The 14,729-nt window shown below is 65.6% G+C and carries 19 protein-coding genes; 4 read left to right on the top strand and 15 right to left on the bottom strand.

The features are described from left to right. Window positions 1-8 precede the first annotated feature (8 nt). Together NOV65_RS01300 and NOV65_RS01295 are read right to left on the bottom strand one after the other, a co-directional pair. Entirely contained in the window at window positions 9-1,331 is a 1,323-nt protein-coding gene (locus NOV65_RS01300; RefSeq protein ID WP_257303541.1) for an ammonium transporter, read from the bottom strand. 139 nt (window positions 1,332-1,470) lie between these two features. After that, window positions 1,471-1,971, bottom strand: coding sequence for a YqgE/AlgH family protein (locus tag NOV65_RS01295; RefSeq protein WP_257303540.1), 501 nt, complete (start codon window positions 1,969-1,971; stop codon window positions 1,471-1,473). Between the two features lie 36 nt (window positions 1,972-2,007). Between NOV65_RS01295 and NOV65_RS01290 the strand changes: the two genes are divergently transcribed. Further along, entirely contained in the window at window positions 2,008-2,751 is a 744-nt protein-coding gene (locus NOV65_RS01290; protein ID WP_257303539.1) for a hypothetical protein, read from the top strand. 82 nt (window positions 2,752-2,833) lie between these two features. Here the strand turns inward: NOV65_RS01290 and NOV65_RS01285 are convergent, their stop codons facing one another. From NOV65_RS01285 to NOV65_RS01250, 8 genes are all read right to left on the bottom strand, one after another. After that, window positions 2,834-3,049, bottom strand: coding sequence for a hypothetical protein (locus NOV65_RS01285; protein ID WP_257303537.1), 216 nt, complete (start codon window positions 3,047-3,049; stop codon window positions 2,834-2,836). Beyond that, on the bottom strand, window positions 3,046-3,531 hold the full coding sequence (locus NOV65_RS01280; protein ID WP_257303536.1) for a MogA/MoaB family molybdenum cofactor biosynthesis protein: 486 nt from the start codon (window positions 3,529-3,531) through the stop codon (window positions 3,046-3,048). The genes NOV65_RS01285 and NOV65_RS01280 overlap by 4 nt, the downstream gene beginning before the upstream one ends. A gap of 1 nt (window position 3,532) precedes the next feature. Then, window positions 3,533-4,030: a 5-(carboxyamino)imidazole ribonucleotide mutase gene (gene purE, locus NOV65_RS01275; protein WP_257303534.1), complete on the bottom strand. Its 498-nt coding sequence runs from the start codon at window positions 4,028-4,030 to the stop codon at window positions 3,533-3,535. A 75-nt stretch (window positions 4,031-4,105) separates the two neighbouring features. After that, window positions 4,106-4,531, bottom strand: coding sequence for a hypothetical protein (locus tag NOV65_RS01270; protein WP_257303532.1), 426 nt, complete (start codon window positions 4,529-4,531; stop codon window positions 4,106-4,108). Between the two features lie 73 nt (window positions 4,532-4,604). Further along, complete coding sequence (locus tag NOV65_RS01265) at window positions 4,605-6,287, bottom strand: N-acetylmuramoyl-L-alanine amidase family protein (protein WP_257303530.1); 1,683 nt, start codon at window positions 6,285-6,287, stop codon at window positions 4,605-4,607. Next, window positions 6,284-6,832, bottom strand: a complete 549-nt coding sequence (locus tag NOV65_RS01260; protein ID WP_257303528.1) for a hypothetical protein — start codon at window positions 6,830-6,832, stop codon at window positions 6,284-6,286. The genes NOV65_RS01265 and NOV65_RS01260 overlap by 4 nt, the downstream gene beginning before the upstream one ends. Continuing rightward, the gene (gene rdgC / locus NOV65_RS01255) at window positions 6,833-7,444 is read right to left on the bottom strand and encodes a recombination-associated protein RdgC (protein WP_257303526.1); all 612 of its coding nucleotides are present in this window, start codon (window positions 7,442-7,444) and stop codon (window positions 6,833-6,835) included. Continuing rightward, window positions 7,441-8,361 carry a PP2C family protein-serine/threonine phosphatase gene (locus NOV65_RS01250; RefSeq protein WP_257303524.1) on the bottom strand — a complete coding sequence of 307 codons (921 nt, stop codon included), beginning with the start codon at window positions 8,359-8,361 and terminating at the stop codon, window positions 7,441-7,443. The genes rdgC and NOV65_RS01250 overlap by 4 nt, the downstream gene beginning before the upstream one ends. Window positions 8,362-8,566: 205 nt before the next feature. On the opposite strand from NOV65_RS01250, the gene NOV65_RS01245 reads away from it, so the two are divergent. From NOV65_RS01245 to NOV65_RS01235, 3 genes are read left to right on the top strand one after another with little or no spacing between them, the layout of a single operon-like run. Beyond that, window positions 8,567-9,427 (top strand): 3-hydroxyacyl-CoA dehydrogenase family protein, encoded by an 861-nt coding sequence (locus tag NOV65_RS01245; protein WP_257303522.1) that lies wholly within the window; start codon window positions 8,567-8,569, stop codon window positions 9,425-9,427. After that, window positions 9,424-9,576, top strand: a complete 153-nt coding sequence (locus NOV65_RS01240; protein ID WP_257303521.1) for a hypothetical protein — start codon at window positions 9,424-9,426, stop codon at window positions 9,574-9,576. The genes NOV65_RS01245 and NOV65_RS01240 overlap by 4 nt, the downstream gene beginning before the upstream one ends. Before the next feature lie 25 nt (window positions 9,577-9,601). Next, window positions 9,602-9,802: a hypothetical protein gene (locus NOV65_RS01235; RefSeq protein ID WP_257303520.1), complete on the top strand. Its 201-nt coding sequence runs from the start codon at window positions 9,602-9,604 to the stop codon at window positions 9,800-9,802. A 62-nt stretch (window positions 9,803-9,864) separates the two neighbouring features. Here the strand turns inward: NOV65_RS01235 and NOV65_RS01230 are convergent, their stop codons facing one another. Genes NOV65_RS01230 through pilM form a run of 5 tightly spaced genes read right to left on the bottom strand, consistent with a single transcriptional unit; the run spans window position 9,865 to window position 14,665 of the window. Next, entirely contained in the window at window positions 9,865-11,889 is a 2,025-nt protein-coding gene (locus NOV65_RS01230; RefSeq protein ID WP_257303519.1) for a type IV pilus secretin family protein, read from the bottom strand. Further along, window positions 11,886-12,356 carry a pilus assembly protein PilP gene (locus NOV65_RS01225; RefSeq protein ID WP_257303518.1) on the bottom strand — a complete coding sequence of 157 codons (471 nt, stop codon included), beginning with the start codon at window positions 12,354-12,356 and terminating at the stop codon, window positions 11,886-11,888. Before NOV65_RS01225 ends, NOV65_RS01230 begins: the two co-directional genes overlap by 4 nt. 10 nt (window positions 12,357-12,366) lie before the next feature. Beyond that, window positions 12,367-12,978: a type IV pilus inner membrane component PilO gene (locus tag NOV65_RS01220; protein WP_257303517.1), complete on the bottom strand. Its 612-nt coding sequence runs from the start codon at window positions 12,976-12,978 to the stop codon at window positions 12,367-12,369. Window positions 12,979-12,986: 8 nt separating this feature from the next. Beyond that, entirely contained in the window at window positions 12,987-13,586 is a 600-nt protein-coding gene (locus NOV65_RS01215; RefSeq protein ID WP_257303516.1) for a PilN domain-containing protein, read from the bottom strand. Next, window positions 13,583-14,665 (bottom strand): type IV pilus assembly protein PilM, encoded by a 1,083-nt coding sequence (gene pilM / locus NOV65_RS01210; protein ID WP_257303515.1) that lies wholly within the window; start codon window positions 14,663-14,665, stop codon window positions 13,583-13,585. Before pilM ends, NOV65_RS01215 begins: the two co-directional genes overlap by 4 nt. Between the last annotated feature and the right edge of the window lie 64 nt (window positions 14,666-14,729).

Here is a 14,729-nt window from a genome sequence, read left to right as displayed (position 1 = left end):
GGAATCTCCTAGTTCAGGTTGTTCAGACCGTAGGCACGTTCCCCGTGGATGTCGTGGTCGAGACCTGCCTTCTCCACCGCCTCGGTCACGCGGAAACCGACGATCTTCTCCACCAGGAAGGCGATGAGCAGTGTCATGACCACGGAGAAGGCGATGGTGGTTCCCACCGCGAAGGCCTGGACCTTCAGCTGGGCGAGCAGGCCCCAGCCAGGAACCTTGGCTGCGGCTTCCGCCCACCAGGAACCTCGGATGAAGAAGGTGAGGCCCAGAGCGCCGACGATGCCACCAGTACCGTGGATGCCGAAGGCGTCCAGGGAGTCGTCATACCCCAGCCGGTTCTTCAGCATGATCATGCCGTAGCAGGTGCACGCCGCGATGGCCCCGAGCGTGAGGGCCCCGCCCACCTGGACCACACCGGCGGCCGGCGTGATGACCACCAGGCCCGCCAGGATGCCCGAGGCCATGCCCAGACTCGTGGGTTTGTCCTCGCGGATGATCTCGATGAGCATCCAGGTGAGGGCCCCAGCGGCCGCGGCCACCTGCGTGACCGTGAGGGCCCGCGCGGTTTCCAGGTTCGAGGCGATGGAGGAACCGGCGTTGAAACCGAACCAGCCCACCCACAGCAGGCCCGCGCCGATGAGCGTGAAGGTCAGGTTGTTCGGGGCCATGGCGGTCTTCGGGTAGCCGTGGCGCGCCCCCAGGAACAGGGCGAGGGCCAGCCCCGCCACGCCCGAGGAAATGTGCACCACCGTGCCGCCCGCGAAGTCGATGGCCCCCTTGGCGCCGAGGTTGAAGAAATAGCCATCGGGCGCCCACACCCAGTGACAGAGCGGGCAGTAGACGAAGAGCACCCAGAGCGTGATGAAGGCCACCCAACCCCGGAAGGTGATCCGCTCGGCCACCGCCCCCGCGATCAGGGCGGGTGTGATGATGGCGAATTTGCCCTGGAACATGGCGAAGGCGTACTCGGGCACCCCGGCCGGAAGAATCGTGTGATCGATGCTGCGCAGAAGCACCAGACCCCGGCTCCAGCCGATGAGGCCGCCCAGGGCGTTGGGGCCGAAGCTCAGCGCATAGCCCACCACCGTCCAGAGGACACCCACCACGGCCATGGCCGAGAACGAATGCATCATCGTCCCCAGCACGTTCTTGGTCCGGACCAGGCCGCCGTAGAACATGGCCAGGCCAGGCACCATCAGCAGCACGAGAGTGGTGGAAGTCAGCATCCAAGCCGTGGTCCCGGTATCGTTCACCGGAGCGCTGCCCCCGGCGACCAGGGGAAGCCCCGCACCCAGGACGGCGGCGAGTCGAAGGGATCGCTTCCAGGTCATCGCTGCCTCCGGGGAGCTGTGTGGCTCCAGGCTACCCGGCGGACAATCCGTTTAATGGTTCGTCCCATTTATATAAAAATTTTTGATGCCTGTATAACACGCCCTTCGCGAAGAACCGAGGTCCAGCTCACCCACTGGCCTAGCTGCCCAGTGCCACCTGCCAAAGGCCCGTGGGGTCGGGGTGCATCAACCATTCGGAGACTACAGGGCGCCGCGTCCAGGCCCCCATCTCCAGTTCCTGGTCCAGTTGACCGGGGCTCCAGCCCGCATACCCGAGGAAGAGACGGTACCGGGCCGTCGGGTCACCCAACAGGCTCTCCAGGAGATTCTTGCGGTGGCTCACGAAGTGGGTGAGGTCCACCACCGTGTCCTCCTCTTCGGGCAGGCCACCCTGCACCAGGAGGATGCCCCGCTGGGGGTCCACGGGCCCTCCCCGCCAGGCCGTGGCCTCCTCGGAACCCTGGAAGGCCAGGCCACCCTCTTCGCTGACCTGGGCCAACGCGAGTGGCAGGGGCCGGTTGAGGATCAATCCCAGGGCGCCCTCCTCGTCGTGTTCAACGATCAGCACCACCGCGTGGAGGAAGTTGGGGTCCAGGAGTGAAGGGCTGGCCACCAGGAGGCAGGGGGCTTCGGGCGTCATGATGCCGATGATGATAGCCCCGGATAGCCTGGAGGGATGCGCACGCCTCCACCCTCTCACCTTGGCGCCCTCCGCGAAGGGCTCACCCTGGCCCGCCTGCATCCCCTGCTCGCCTTCGGGCTGGTCTTGCTGGCCATGGTGCTCACCCAGCTGGGACCCGCCCTGGAACTGGCCGCGGGGGCGGGGCCCAGCCTGCTGGTCCAGCCCATTTTCGCCTTCGCGGGGCTGCTGCCGCTCGAGATGTATTTCATCCCCAGGCTGCAGGCCCAGTTGGACGCAGAGCTCCGCGACACCCCGGTCAATCCCACCGCGACCTGGCATGCCGTCTTCGAGGCTCGCTGGCTGAAGGCCTTTCTCCTGCGCCTGGGCCTCAGCATGGCCATCGGCCTGGGTCTGCTCTGCTTCCTGATCCCGGGCGTTCTGATCCTCACCCTGTTCGGCTGGGCGCCCATGCGGATGCTGCTCCGGGGAGATTCTGCGCTGGCCTCCCTGCGCTGGAGCCAGGTTGCCATGACCCGCCATTGGCCCCGGATCGTCCAGGCGGTCTTGGCCATGCTGCTGGTGGCCCTGCTCTACCAGATCGCCGCAGGGTGGGCCCTGGACCGCCTGCTACCTTCCCTGAACCCTGACCTCGGCCCCAGTGCGCTGCTGCGCCTGAAGCACCCGGCCTTCTGGATCTTCAACCTGCTGGGCGGCGCCATGAATTTGTGGCTCAGCTGCTCATTGCTGGCGCTGTACCACCGGCTCGAGGCGTTGGTGGCCGTGCCCGTCGCAGGATAAGGGCCCGCCACCGAGACGCGGAGGTCTCCGTGCCCTTCGGGAGCCTCGGGGCTGAGGCTCCATCCTTGAATGCGAACCGGTCTCACGCCTCGTCGTCGAAGAAGCCTGGATCCTCGATCTCGACCAGGTCCCCGGCCTCCAGGGCCCGCCGCTGCTCGGCGGTGAGGGAGGCCTCCGCCCAGCGCGGGTCGGTCTTGCCGTGGAGGAAATGGACCGAGGGCTCGGCGGCCTCGAAGTCCTCGCGGCAGCGCCAGAGGTGCACCCAGCCCACGTGGTTGATGCGCGCCCAGACCTTCACGTGCAGGGCCCTCCGGCCGCACCTTCCTTCCGCAGCACGGACACGGCATGCAGAAGCAGCGGCCAGGCCAACTGGATCTGCTCCAGGGCCGCGGCGGGCCGGCCCGACAGGTTCAGGATCACCGTCCGCCCCGCGATGCCGCAGACGGCGCGGCTGGCGAAGGCCAGGGGATGGCCGCCCTTGGCGCGGATCAGCTCGCAGATGCCGGGCGCCTCGCGCTCTATGACCCGACGCGTGGCCTCAGGCGTGGTATCCCGGGGGCCGAAGCCCGTGCCGCCACAGGTCAGCACCAGGGGCGCCTCCGAGGCCACCGCGACCCGCAGGTCTGCCTCCAACGCCGCCGGATCGTCGGGCATCAGCGAGGAAGTCACCGCCTTCACCCCCTGCCCCTTGAGCCAGGACGTCAACAAGGGCGTGGACTGGTCCTGGTACTCGCCCCGCGAGGCACGGTCCGACAGGGTGATGAGGTGGACGCGGTCCATGTCAGGGCATCACGAGATCATCATCAGCCAGGGCCTTTTCCGTCTGCGCCTGGCGGTAGGCCAGGTAGCGCTCGCAGATGCCGGCATCCGTCAGCGAGAGGATCGCGGTGGCCAGGAGGGCGGCGTTGATGGCGCCGGCCTTGCCGATGGCGAGGGTGCCCACGGGAATGCCCGAGGGCATCTGCACCGTCGAGAGCAGCGCGTCCATGCCCTCCGTGGCCCAGCCCTTCATGGGCACGCCCAGCACGGGCAGGTGCGTCTTGCTCGCGCAGACACCCGCCAGGTGCGCCGCCCCACCGGCCGCAGCGATGATCACCCTCAGGCCCCGGCCTTCGGCCTCCTTGCAGAACGCCACCACCTTCTCCGGCGTGCGGTGCGCGCTGGCCACATGGGCCTCGAAGGGAACGCCCAGGCTCTTCAGGGTGAGGGCCGTGTGCTGCATGGTCTCCCAGTCGTTCTTGGAGCCCATCAGGATGCCCACCAAAGGAGTCGTCGTCATGGATGCCTCTCAATCGCCGGGGGCCAAATGGGCCGTCTCGGGAAGGGCCATTCTAGCGGAGGCCGCAGATGCCTCCTACCACCTCGTCCATCCCAACACCCACAACACCCCCAGCACAGCAAGGGCGTCGCGGTCGTCGGGGTCCATGCGGTCATTGCGGCGGGCCACCTCCTCGGGGCCGGGGCCGCGCATGACGACGCGATGGGTGTCCTGGGCGGGATCCTCCAGCAGCACCCAGTCGGGGGCCGTGCGGCCCACCACGGCGGCGCCGATGCGCGGGGTGGCGCCCTGGGCGCCGGGCTTCCAGCGGACCTCCAGGGGCTCCCACTGCCCCGCGTTCATCACCCGCCATGGCCCTTCGGCCGGCATGGCCGCCAGATCCAGCACGGCGTCCCGATCCAGGTACCGCACGATGAGCCGCGCCTGGGGCGGAGCCACAGTCTCAGGCTTCCGGCAGCCGAACCCAGCCAACAGGAGGAATGCCACCATCAGCCACCGCATCCGATCCTCCGGTCCCCATTCTGAGCCTTTTCCCATCTGCGCAAGGGGCACCTTTGCGCAGCCGCAGCGGCGGCTATTTCCGGTAGTACGCCCGGATCGCATTCACGACGGCCGCCGCGTAGCGCTCCCGGAAATCAGGATCGCGCAGATTAGCGGCGTCCTCTTCGTTGGTGAGGTTGGCCACTTCGATCAGGGCCTTGGTGGCGCCGGTGCTGTAACGGATGACGGCGGGAATCCACTTCCCGCCACCGCGGTGGATGACGTTGCGGATGGGCCGGTTGGCGTGGACGGGGATGCTGTCCTTCTGGAGCGCCGTCAGCAGGGCCTCGGAGAACTGCCGGCTGCGGGCCTCGCTCTGCAGCTTCTCCTTGCCGGTGAAGGCCACGCGACCGGAGCGCCGCGCCTCGACGATGCGCCCGGTTTTGGCGCCACCCAACGAGAAGGTAGAGGGCACCAGGGCCGCCCCTGGCACATAGATCATCGAGCCTCGGGCCGAGGGATGCAGGCTGTCGGCGTGGAAGCTGAGGAAGAGGGTCTTCTGCACGTCGCCCCGGGTCTTCTGGAAGGCCGCGAAGAGGTCGTTGGCCAGCACCCAGCGCAGGTGGACACTCACTGCCGAGGGGCTTTCCCCGTCCACGGCGAAGGGCGGGCTGGTGAGGATCTCCGCGGCGTGGCTGGGAGTCCGGATCGCCTCGCGACTCTTGAAACCCAGACCGGGGTAGCGGATGGTGCTGCTCACCTGGGCATCCGTCTCCTGTTCCAGGAGGCGCCGCACCCGCATGGTGATGTCGTAGACGAAATCGGATTCCCAGAGGCCGTTGGCCCGGGCCCCGGGGTCCACGCCGCCATGACCGGCGTCCAGGATGATCCGCACGCCCTTGAGCTTGGGGCCCGCCTCCACCCGCACCGTGCGGCGCACCTCGGCACGGACCTCACGCTCCTCAGCCAACCCCGAACTGCCTTCTGACTGGAAGGGATCGGCCAGGAAACTGACGGGGATCTTGACGAGCTGCCCCGGCTGGATGCCGCGCACATCGGCGATGCCACTGCGTTTGGCGATGAGATCCGCCAGTTCATTCACGCCCTTGGGGTCCACCCGGTCGGTGTAGCGGATGACCACGCTTGAATACAGCGCCTCGCCCTTGCGTATGCGGTAGGCGGCGAATTTGCCCTGCTCGTCCTCGCCGAAGGAGAGCATCCCGCGGTAGGCCGCCACCCGGGCCTCGTCATCGAGATCATCCTCGGGCTGGGAACGATCAGGCCTGCGGCCCGGCCCGCCGAGATCCGCGGACAGCAGGCTGCGCGGGATGCGCCAGACATCGCCCTCCCGCAGTTTTTCCGGAAGATCAGGATTCTCGGCCATGAGCCGGTCGTAGTTCTGGCCGTGACCCGTGAAGAGCGCGGCCAGAGTCCACACGGATTCCACCTCGGGGTGGCCGACCCGATGACGGACCTCCTCCTGGCGCCACTGATCCTCAGGGAACAGGGCCGCCAGGGCCCAGCGCTTGCCCTGCGGACTGAGGTTCTCGAACGGCACCCAGCCGCTCTCCTCCACACCCCTGGTCAGGAAGGCCCGGGGCAACGCCTTGCCCTCGACGCTGAGCCCCTTCCTGAATAGGAGCCGGAGGAGGATGGCCCGGCCCTCGGGCGTGCGAGCATGCGCCAGCACGGGCGCGGGTTCCTGCGCCACGACGATCACCGCGGGCAGAAGCAGGATCGCCCAGGGTTTCACGCCGGCCGACCGGAGAAGGCTCACGCCTTCCACGGGGCCTCGCCCGTGGGCAGGGCTTCGCCAGTGAGCCCGGCTCGTACCCAGGCGCGCATGGATTCCTCCAGCTCCCCGGGATTTTCGGAACGCGCGTGGAGGAAAAGCTTCAGTCTCCGTTCCAGGTGGCCCGCGCCCTCCTCGAGCAGGAAGAGCCGGTCGTGGAGGCGTTCATGCGGCGCCTTGCCGGTGCTGGGCGGGAGCTTGAGCGTCCCCATGTCCAGGGTGGCCGCATTGAGCGTGAACACCCACTCCAAGTCACCGGAGAGGATGCGGAGCTTCATCTTCGCGGGACGCATGCCACGGCTGAGGGACTCGAAGGCTTCGCGGCTTTCCGCAGGGTTGCCCTTGCGGAGGCTGATCTCCTTCACCTCGCCGCGCTCGGAAGCCAGCTGGATGGCGTCGTCCACGAAGCAGCCGGAGCCGTCGCCATCCTCGCCGCTGGCGCCGCCTTCGGTCATGCTGCGCATCCAGAGCCAGAGGAGGAACTCCTCGCCCAGGAAGCGGCCCTGCTCCATGAGTTCAAGCGGCTTCACCTAGACCTCCCCAAGTTCGAGATCCAGCGGATCCAAGGCCATCAGGCCCTCTACGGACAATCCGGGGCTGAGCCGGCCCGCCAGCACCAGGGGCGCCAGGGGATGGATCTCGCAACCGAAAGATTTGATGAAGAGGGTGGTGAGGGCACCCTGGGCCTTGCTGGACGAAGCCGTGGTCCAGAGGATGCCGCCCTTGAGATCCCAGGCCACCTCCACCACCCGGGGCGTGGGCAGGACCTTGCGCAACAGCTCGATCTTCACTTCGTCCTGCAGGGAGACGCGGGCCTCCTTGCCGATGAAGGCGAGATCCTTCTCTTTCAGCAGGCTTTGCAGCCGCAGGTCCACATGGGCCTTGAGCAGGGCCGGCGGCACGCGACGCGCGTCAATGCGGAGGCCGAAGACCGCGAAGCGCTCCTGACCCACCCAGTCCTCGTCCGGCGGCGTGATGAGGGGGTTGCGCCAGTCGCACCAGCCCATCCGCTCTTCCTCCGTCCCATCCTGGAAGGGCCGAAACTGGTCCTGCTCCAGGCCGGCCTGGAGATCCTTGGGATCCGGCACGGGACCCAGCACCAGGAAGCGTTTAAGGGACACGGTCCCTTGAAGGATGCTCATGAGGCGGCGCCTCCGAAAAGTCCCCGCAGGCGGCCCCAGAAGCTGCGCCCATGCTCCCGCGAATCCGGGTGCAGCAGATCCAGGGGCTCGCCCGAGGCAGGCAGGGGGAGGGAGGGGTCGTTGAGAACCAGGACCACGCCGGTGACATTGTCCCGGGCGCCCCGGGCGATGGCCTCGTCCAGAAGCAGCTCCAGGCTACGCCGGGGACTCAGGCTCTGGTTCAGCACCTCGCGGATGTGCCCGTCGCCCACTTCGCCGTGGAGCCCGTCGGAACAGCAGAGGAGGCGATCCCCCCGGCGCAGCGCCAGGCGGGAGAGCGCCACCTTCAGCGGCTGGGGCGAGCCCAGCGCCTGGGTGATCATGTTGCGCTGGGGATGGGTGCGGGCCTGCTCGCGGGTAAGCGCGCCCTGCGCCACGAGATCGTTCACGAGGGTCTGGTCCTCGGTGAGCTGGTGCAGGGTGCCCTGGCGCAGCAGGTAGGCCCGGGAATCGCCAATCTGGGCCACATAGGCGCAGCCGCTCCAGATGACCGCTGCCGTCAGTGTGGAGCCCATGCCCCGGGCAGTGCGGTCATCGTCGGAATACCGCAGGACGGCATCGCTGGCCTCCCGCACGGCTGCCTCCAGCGCCTTGACCAGGTCCACCTCGCGGGCCTTCCCGGGCACGAGGCGCCCCCAGTGGCCGAAGAGATAAAGAGCGACCGCCGCCAGGCCTTCCCGGCTGGCCACCTCGCCTGCCGCGGCCCCGCCCATGCCATCGGCCACCGCCACGAGCAGGCCCGCTTCGCCCACCTTCAGCGAACTGGCCGGGGCGTTGATGATGGGCTCTTCGCCATCCAGCGCGCTCAGCAGGTAGGCATCTTCATTGTTCCTCCGGACTTTGCCCGGATGGGTGATCGCGGCGAAATCGATGAGCATGAGGAATGACGACCCTGGCGGGCTGCGGGTTCGGGGAGGTACGAAGGGCCCTTTCCGTTCATCATAGCGGGTGCAGGAGGGATTCGATGGCCGAAGCACCTACGGATATGGATCTTCTGGATCTGCCGAGCGGAAGGGTGGCCTCTGCGGAGGTCGCCACAGGCAAGAAGGCTGACCGGCCAGCCGGGGGCGGATTTTGACATCTGTGCTGGCCGTCCTTGGTCCGGGCTCCCTCGGCCTCTCCACGGCCCAGTGGGCTGCAGAGTGTGGCCTGGAAGTTCGTCTACTTGGCCGCGACCTGTTCCATGCGCGACGGGGCCTCCAGGAACTGGAGCGCCGCTGGGAGGCGGCCCAACGGAAGGGCACGCTGTCCCTCCTGGCCGTCAAGAATGCTCGTTCGCGGGTTCAGGCATCAGCCTTCGGCCCGGAAGCATTGCAAGGCGTGTCCACCCTGCTGGAGGCCCTGCCCGAGGAACCCCATCTGAAGGTTCCGGCCCTGTCTGCGGCCGCAGGCTGGGGTGAGCCGGATCTGCTGCTGCTTTCCGGCACCTCAGCCCTACCCATCTTGGGCCTGGCGGAGGCCGCAGAAATCCAGGGACGCCTCCTGGGCTTCCACCTCTTTGTGCCGGTACCCCGGATGGCGGTGGTGGAGGTCGCCGTGCCGCCTGGGGTGCCGTCCGCCCTGGTGGACAGGGTGCGCACTCTGGGCCTCTCCCTTCGCAAGCGGGTGGTGGTCGTGAAAGACCAGCCGGGTTTCGCCGCCGCCCGCATGGCCCTGGTCCAGGGCCTGGAGGCCGTGCGGCTGCTGGAGGCCGGCATCGCCTCTGCTGAGGATCTGGACGCCCTCATGACCCTGGGCTACGGGCATCCCGTGGGGCCGCTGGAACTCACTGATCGCATCGGCCTGGACCTACGCCTGCGCATCGCCGAGGGTCTCTTCCGGGCCTCTGGCGATCCCCGCTTCGAGCCACCGGCCCTGCTCTGGAAGATGGTGGCCCAGGGACAGATCGGGCGCAGGGCGGGAATTGGTTTCTACACTTGGGATCCAGACGGGAGGCGCTTGTGAGCACCACCATCCTCGTGGCCGGCGGCCTCGCGCTCCTGTTCGTGATCTACGTCGCATATCGGATCGGCAAGGTGCTGCTGCGGGTCTTCGTGGGCCTCGCGGTGCTGGCTCTGCTAAGCTTGGGGCTCTGGAAACTGTTCCATTCCTGAATCTCCAGCCTCCCAAGGAGCAAGCATGGCCGCCATCTCCTGCACCCACTGCGGCGCCGATCTGACCGCCCCCCAAAGCGTGCGTATCGCCGAATACCACTTCGGTCACATGGAGAAGGTATCGGAGGATCCAGGGTTCAAGTACCACTTCGAACAGGCTGACAACTTCACCATCCTCTGCAACAGCTGCAAGCGCCTCGTCCGCACCCTTCCGATTCCCAAGTAGTTCTTTCTCTTACAAAAGGAAACGGCCCCGAACGGGGCCGTTTCCTTTTGGGCAGTGCCAGACTATTGGCGCAGCACCCGCGGCGTGATGAAGATCAGCAGCTCGCTGTTCGACTCGGACTTGGTGTCCTTGCGGAAGAGGAAACCCAGAAGGGGGATCTTCGACAGGAAGGGAACCCCAGCCCGGCCCTGGGTGTGGTTGGTCACGTAGACTCCACCCAGCACGGCCGTACCACCATCCCGCACGAGCATCTGGGTTTCCAGCGCCTTCCGGAGGATCGTGGGGGTGCCATTCACTGTGCGGCTGAAATCGGCCTCGGCCTTCTCCAGCTTGATGTCCATGATGATGGTGCCCTCGTTGGTGATCTGGGGCGTGACATCGAGCTGCAGGTTCGCGTCCACGAAGGCGACGGTGATCGCACCGCCCTGGGCCCCGCCCTGCTGGGTGGGATAAGGGATCTTCTCACCGCTGAGGATGGTGGCCTTCTTGTTGTTCTGGGTCACCACCTTCGGGGAGGACACGATCTTCACCGTGCCATCGGACTCCAGGGCTTGCAGAACCGCATTGATGCTGAGGCGGTTGCTGAGGAAGGAGAGCCAGAGCTCACCCGCGGGAGCGGCGAGGGAAGTCACGCCCGCCTTGCCGGGAGCCCAGCCGACCGCTGCATGCTGACCCGAGGCGGTCCGGTTGAAGCCCTGGATGCCGTTCCAGAAGGGAGCCGGAGGGCCAACCCAGGGTCCCCCGACGGCGGCGGGAGCACCGCTGCCGTCGCTCTGGGGCCACTTGATGCCGAACTGGCGCTGCCAGTCCTTATTGGCTTCCACCACGCGGGCTTCGATCTGCACCTGCTGGATCTGGACATCCAGGGTTTCCAGCAGCTCGGAAATGACGGGGATGCGCGAGGGCAGATCCGTGATGATCAGGGTGTTGGTCCGGTCATCCAGGATGGCCGAGCCGCGTTTGGTCATCATGTCCTTGAGGATCCTCTGGACATCGCTGACCTTCGCATAGGAAAGAGGGCGGGTAATGGTCTGGAGTTCGCCGGCGAGAGCCTTGGTTTCCTCCAGCTTCTTGCGGTCCTCCTCCTCTTTCTGGAGTTTGTCGATCTTGGCGACGCGCAAGACACCGTTCTGGATCTCCTTGCCCAGGCTCGCATTCTTCAGCACGACGTCGAGAACCTGATCCCAGGGAGTCTCGTTGAACTTGAACCCGTAGTTGCCCTGCACATCGGGATCCATGACCAGGTTCAACTTGCCGGTATCCGCAAGGATGCGCAGGAAATCCCGGATATCCGTGTTCTGGAGATCAATGGTGATCTTGGCGCCGGTATACCGGGTGGAGGTCTCACCGAGGGTGCGCCCTGCGTATCGGTTGTGGGCGGGAGCCGGGGCCTGGGCCTTCTCAGCCTCCGGCACCTGCACCGCTTCTGGGGTGGCCACGGGAAGCGCCGTGGAGGCAGCCAAGTGAGGGAGGAGCTGGAAAGAGCTGCCAAGGGCCGGCAGGCTGGCCAATGGCTTGGCCGAGGCCTGGACCGTCACGGGAATTGGAGCAGGAGAAGGCGCGGCGGCCGCAGGGGCGGCAGCCCGAACGGTCGGAAGAGCCAGGGCTTCAGGATGGTAAACCCCCTCGATCCTGGCCTGGACACGGCCTTCGCCGGGGTTCAGCACCAGCTGGACGCCGTCTGGACTTGTGCCCACGACCACCTGGGTACCGGGAGCCACCTCAAGCACCAACCGTGTTACCGGTTTAGGCGCCGCTGAGAATTGACCAAGGCGGGCCTTCTGAACCAAAGGATGGGTCAGCAGGGCAAGGTCCTTTTTGGTGACGGCGGTCCCCCGCTCGACGCCGGGAAGATCCAGCACCACGCGAAGCGGGCCCGAAAGAACCTGGATGGCCGGTTGTCCAGCCATCCCCGGGATCCGGAGCGATACCTTGGCGCCCGCGCCTGCGGACTCCAGGGTCGCGGCGGCCAAGGTGGCTTTCGCGACGGCGATTTCCGAGGCCGGCGAGGCAAGGAGGGACCCCGTGTGGATCCCCGCCAAGACCACGCCCCCTGCGACCAGCAAGGAACTCAGGCGAGCATTCATCGTTTACCCTCCTCACGCTTGAACGTCTTCGTGATGGTGCGGAATACAGAGCGGTTTGTGGTGTTCACATCCCACTGACGGAACGTCACTGCTTTATCGGTGATGCTGGAGATTTCGCCATCCTTGAACCGATGGCCCGCAGGCAGCCAACGGACATTCCCGCGGCTATCGGAGACGATGGCAAAATTCTTGCCATCTTTCCGGATCATCCCCTTGACCGAGATGTCGTCGATGAGATCGAGGGCATCGGCGGGACGATCATCCCGTGGGGTTGCAAAAGGGTCGCGCTGGATGGTGGGCTTATAGGGCGTGATCTTGATGACGGCCACGTCCTGGGCCGGGGGCTCGGATACCGGTGCCTCGGCAACCTTTTCGGCTGGTGCCTCGGCTGGCTTGGCCGATTTGCCGGTCTGAGCGGTCAAGGCCATTCCGACGAACAGGGGGAGATACAGGAGTCGATTGGTCATGGCGGGTTCCTCAATCCTCCTTGGCGCCGCCCTTGCGGGCCGGTGCCGTGGCGGGTTTCTTGGCGGGCGCCGCCGGGGGAGGTTCGGGGTTGTAGATGAAGGCGCTGATGGTGCACTTCACCGTGGCCGGGTAGATAGCGGCCTTGTCGGCCTTGCGGTTGAACTCGATGTTCGAGACGTTGATGATCTTGTCGTAACCGGAAACCAGGGAGGCGAACTGGCCGAAGGTGTGATACCCCACGCGGAATTCGAACTCTACGGGTTTTTCCGTGTAGTAAGCGTCCCTTCGCTCGGGCTTGAGAGAGAAGGAAACTTGGTCGATACCCGCGTCATCCGCGAGCTTCTTGATGCGATAGGGGATTTCGCCGTAGTCCGCTTCAGAAGGCATGATCTTGATCAGCTCTTCGATGCGCTTGTCCTGCTTGGCGACCTCGTCACGCAGCTTCTCGTAGCTGGCCTTGAGCAGCCGACCCTTGTCGACCTCAGCTTGTAGGGTCTTCACATCGACCCTGACGGTTTCCAGCTCGCTCCGCTTCCCACCGAGCAGGAAGTAGACCAAGCCGGCCAAGACGATTCCCGCCACTGCGCCGACGCCGATCTGTTTCTGAAGCTGGGGATTCATGGCCTACCTCAGACTGCGTTCTGGAGTTCGAAGGAGATCGTGAAATCGAAGGAGCCTGTGGTCCCCCGCTTCGCGCTCGGATAGTTGATCTTCTTGAACCACCTGGTGCGGGACTGGAGGTTCCCGTAGAAGGCGTTGATGGCCTCGAAATTCCGGCCCACGCCCTCGATGGTAATGAGGGACCCCTTCTGGGAGACCTTCTTGAACCACACGTCGTCCGGCAGGCTGTTGGCCAGTTCCTCGAGAAGGTGCACCGGGAGCGACTGCTGCCGCTTGAGGGTGGTCATCACCTCTTCCTTCTTCTGGAGGGCGGCCTTCTTCTCCCGGAAGGTCTTCTCCAGGGCGATGTAGGGCTCGTACTGTTTCTTGTCGCGTTCGAGTTCGGCCTTCTGCTTCTCGGCCTTGGTGAGTTCGCTGTTCAGCCAGACGTAGTAGATGCCGCCGCAGGCGGCGAACACGAGACCCACCACCACGCCGGCAATGGGCAAGCTCGAGCGGCTTCCACCCTCGCCTGTGTAGACCTGGACGGGCTCGGCGACGACCTTGCTGGCCCCCTTCTTGGCACCGCCCTGGGTCAATGCATCTCCCAGCAGGTTGATCTTGATCATCGGTCCCCCACTTGGCGCAAGGCCAGCCCCACGACGACGGTGGCGCCGCCACCGATCTCACGAACCGACATGGGATCTTCGGTCCGACCATCGATTTCAATGAGCTGGAAGGGATTGAACCGGTCCACTGAAACCCGGAGCCGGTCGCTCAATACGTCCATCAATCCGTGGATCATGGATCCGCCACCGCTGACGAGCACACGGTCGAGACGATCCACCTTGAAACTGCTCTTGAAGAAATCGAGGGTTCGGCTCAGTTCGTCTGCGAATGCGTCCGACACGGCGTTGATCGACGGGTGGACTTCATCAGGCTCGTGGCCCTCCGAGGCTTGGTTCCGCTTCAAGCGTTCCGCGCCCTCGCGGGTCACGCCCCAGTCCTCCATGAGCTTCTCGGAATACCGGCTGCTTCCCCAGGCCATGTCGCGCCAGAACACCGACTTGCCCCCCACCATCATCGTGAGATTGGTGAAGGTGGCGCCCATGTTCACCAGGGCAACGACCTCATCCCGCCCGCCGCCCATGGCATTGGCCTCATAGGCGTTCTGGAGGGCGAAGACGTCCACGTCCACCACTTTGGGGCTGCACCCGGCCTGGGCGACGCAACTCACATATGCTTCGAGTTTGTCCTTGCGGCAGGCCACCAACACCACATCCATGTTGCCGTCCGCCGCCCGTTCCTCGATGAGGTAGTAATCCAGCGCGTAGGAATCCAAACCCTGCCCTGCCGGGAAGAAGCTCTCGGCTTCCCAGCGGACGGATTCGGCCAGTTCCGCGTGGCTCATCAGGGGGAATGTCACTTTTTTGACCATCACCTGCTGACCTGACACGGAGATGGCCACATCCTTGGCTTTGATTTTCTGTTCCGCCATGACCTGCCGGATAGCAGACGCCACAGCGTTGCTATCCATGATGTCGCCATCCACGATGGCATCGGGCGGAAGGGCGACCCGCCCCAGCTTCTGGAGGCGATAGCGGGTCTGGCCGCCCTTTCCAATCTGCTGGAGTTCGCAGACTTTCACCGAGCTGGATCCGATATCCAAGCCAACAAGACTTTTGGGTTTGCTTCCGAAGAGACCCACCGGATGCCTCACTTGGAGAATTTAAGTATTGAAGATGGTACTGCTGGAAAGGATTAGGTCAAGG

It is taken from the genome of Geothrix campi (assembly GCF_024609265.1).
GTDB lineage: Bacteria > Acidobacteriota > Holophagae > Holophagales > Holophagaceae > Geothrix > Geothrix campi.
This window is presented reverse-complemented; position numbering and strand designations above follow the sequence as displayed.

Coding starts and splice junctions, on each gene's coding strand:
- NOV65_RS01290 (WP_257303539.1), top strand. CDS start 2,008: ATGCGCACGCCTCCACCCTCTCACCTTGGCGCCCTCCGCGAAGGGCTC.
- NOV65_RS01235 (WP_257303520.1), top strand. CDS start 9,602: ATGGCCGCCATCTCCTGCACCCACTGCGGCGCCGATCTGACCGCCCCC.
- NOV65_RS01215 (WP_257303516.1), bottom strand. CDS start 13,586: ATGATCAAGATCAACCTGCTGGGAGATGCATTGACCCAGGGCGGTGCC.
- purE (WP_257303534.1), bottom strand. CDS start 4,030: ATGACGACGACTCCTTTGGTGGGCATCCTGATGGGCTCCAAGAACGAC.
- NOV65_RS01280 (WP_257303536.1), bottom strand. CDS start 3,531: ATGGACCGCGTCCACCTCATCACCCTGTCGGACCGTGCCTCGCGGGGC.
- rdgC (WP_257303526.1), bottom strand. CDS start 7,444: ATGAGCATCCTTCAAGGGACCGTGTCCCTTAAACGCTTCCTGGTGCTG.
- NOV65_RS01225 (WP_257303518.1), bottom strand. CDS start 12,356: ATGACCAATCGACTCCTGTATCTCCCCCTGTTCGTCGGAATGGCCTTG.
- NOV65_RS01250 (WP_257303524.1), bottom strand. CDS start 8,361: ATGCTCATCGATTTCGCCGCGATCACCCATCCGGGCAAAGTCCGGAGG.
- NOV65_RS01300 (WP_257303541.1), bottom strand. CDS start 1,331: ATGACCTGGAAGCGATCCCTTCGACTCGCCGCCGTCCTGGGTGCGGGG.
- NOV65_RS01220 (WP_257303517.1), bottom strand. CDS start 12,978: ATGAATCCCCAGCTTCAGAAACAGATCGGCGTCGGCGCAGTGGCGGGA.
- NOV65_RS01230 (WP_257303519.1), bottom strand. CDS start 11,889: ATGAATGCTCGCCTGAGTTCCTTGCTGGTCGCAGGGGGCGTGGTCTTG.
- NOV65_RS01295 (WP_257303540.1), bottom strand. CDS start 1,971: ATGACGCCCGAAGCCCCCTGCCTCCTGGTGGCCAGCCCTTCACTCCTG.
- NOV65_RS01270 (WP_257303532.1), bottom strand. CDS start 4,531: ATGCGGTGGCTGATGGTGGCATTCCTCCTGTTGGCTGGGTTCGGCTGC.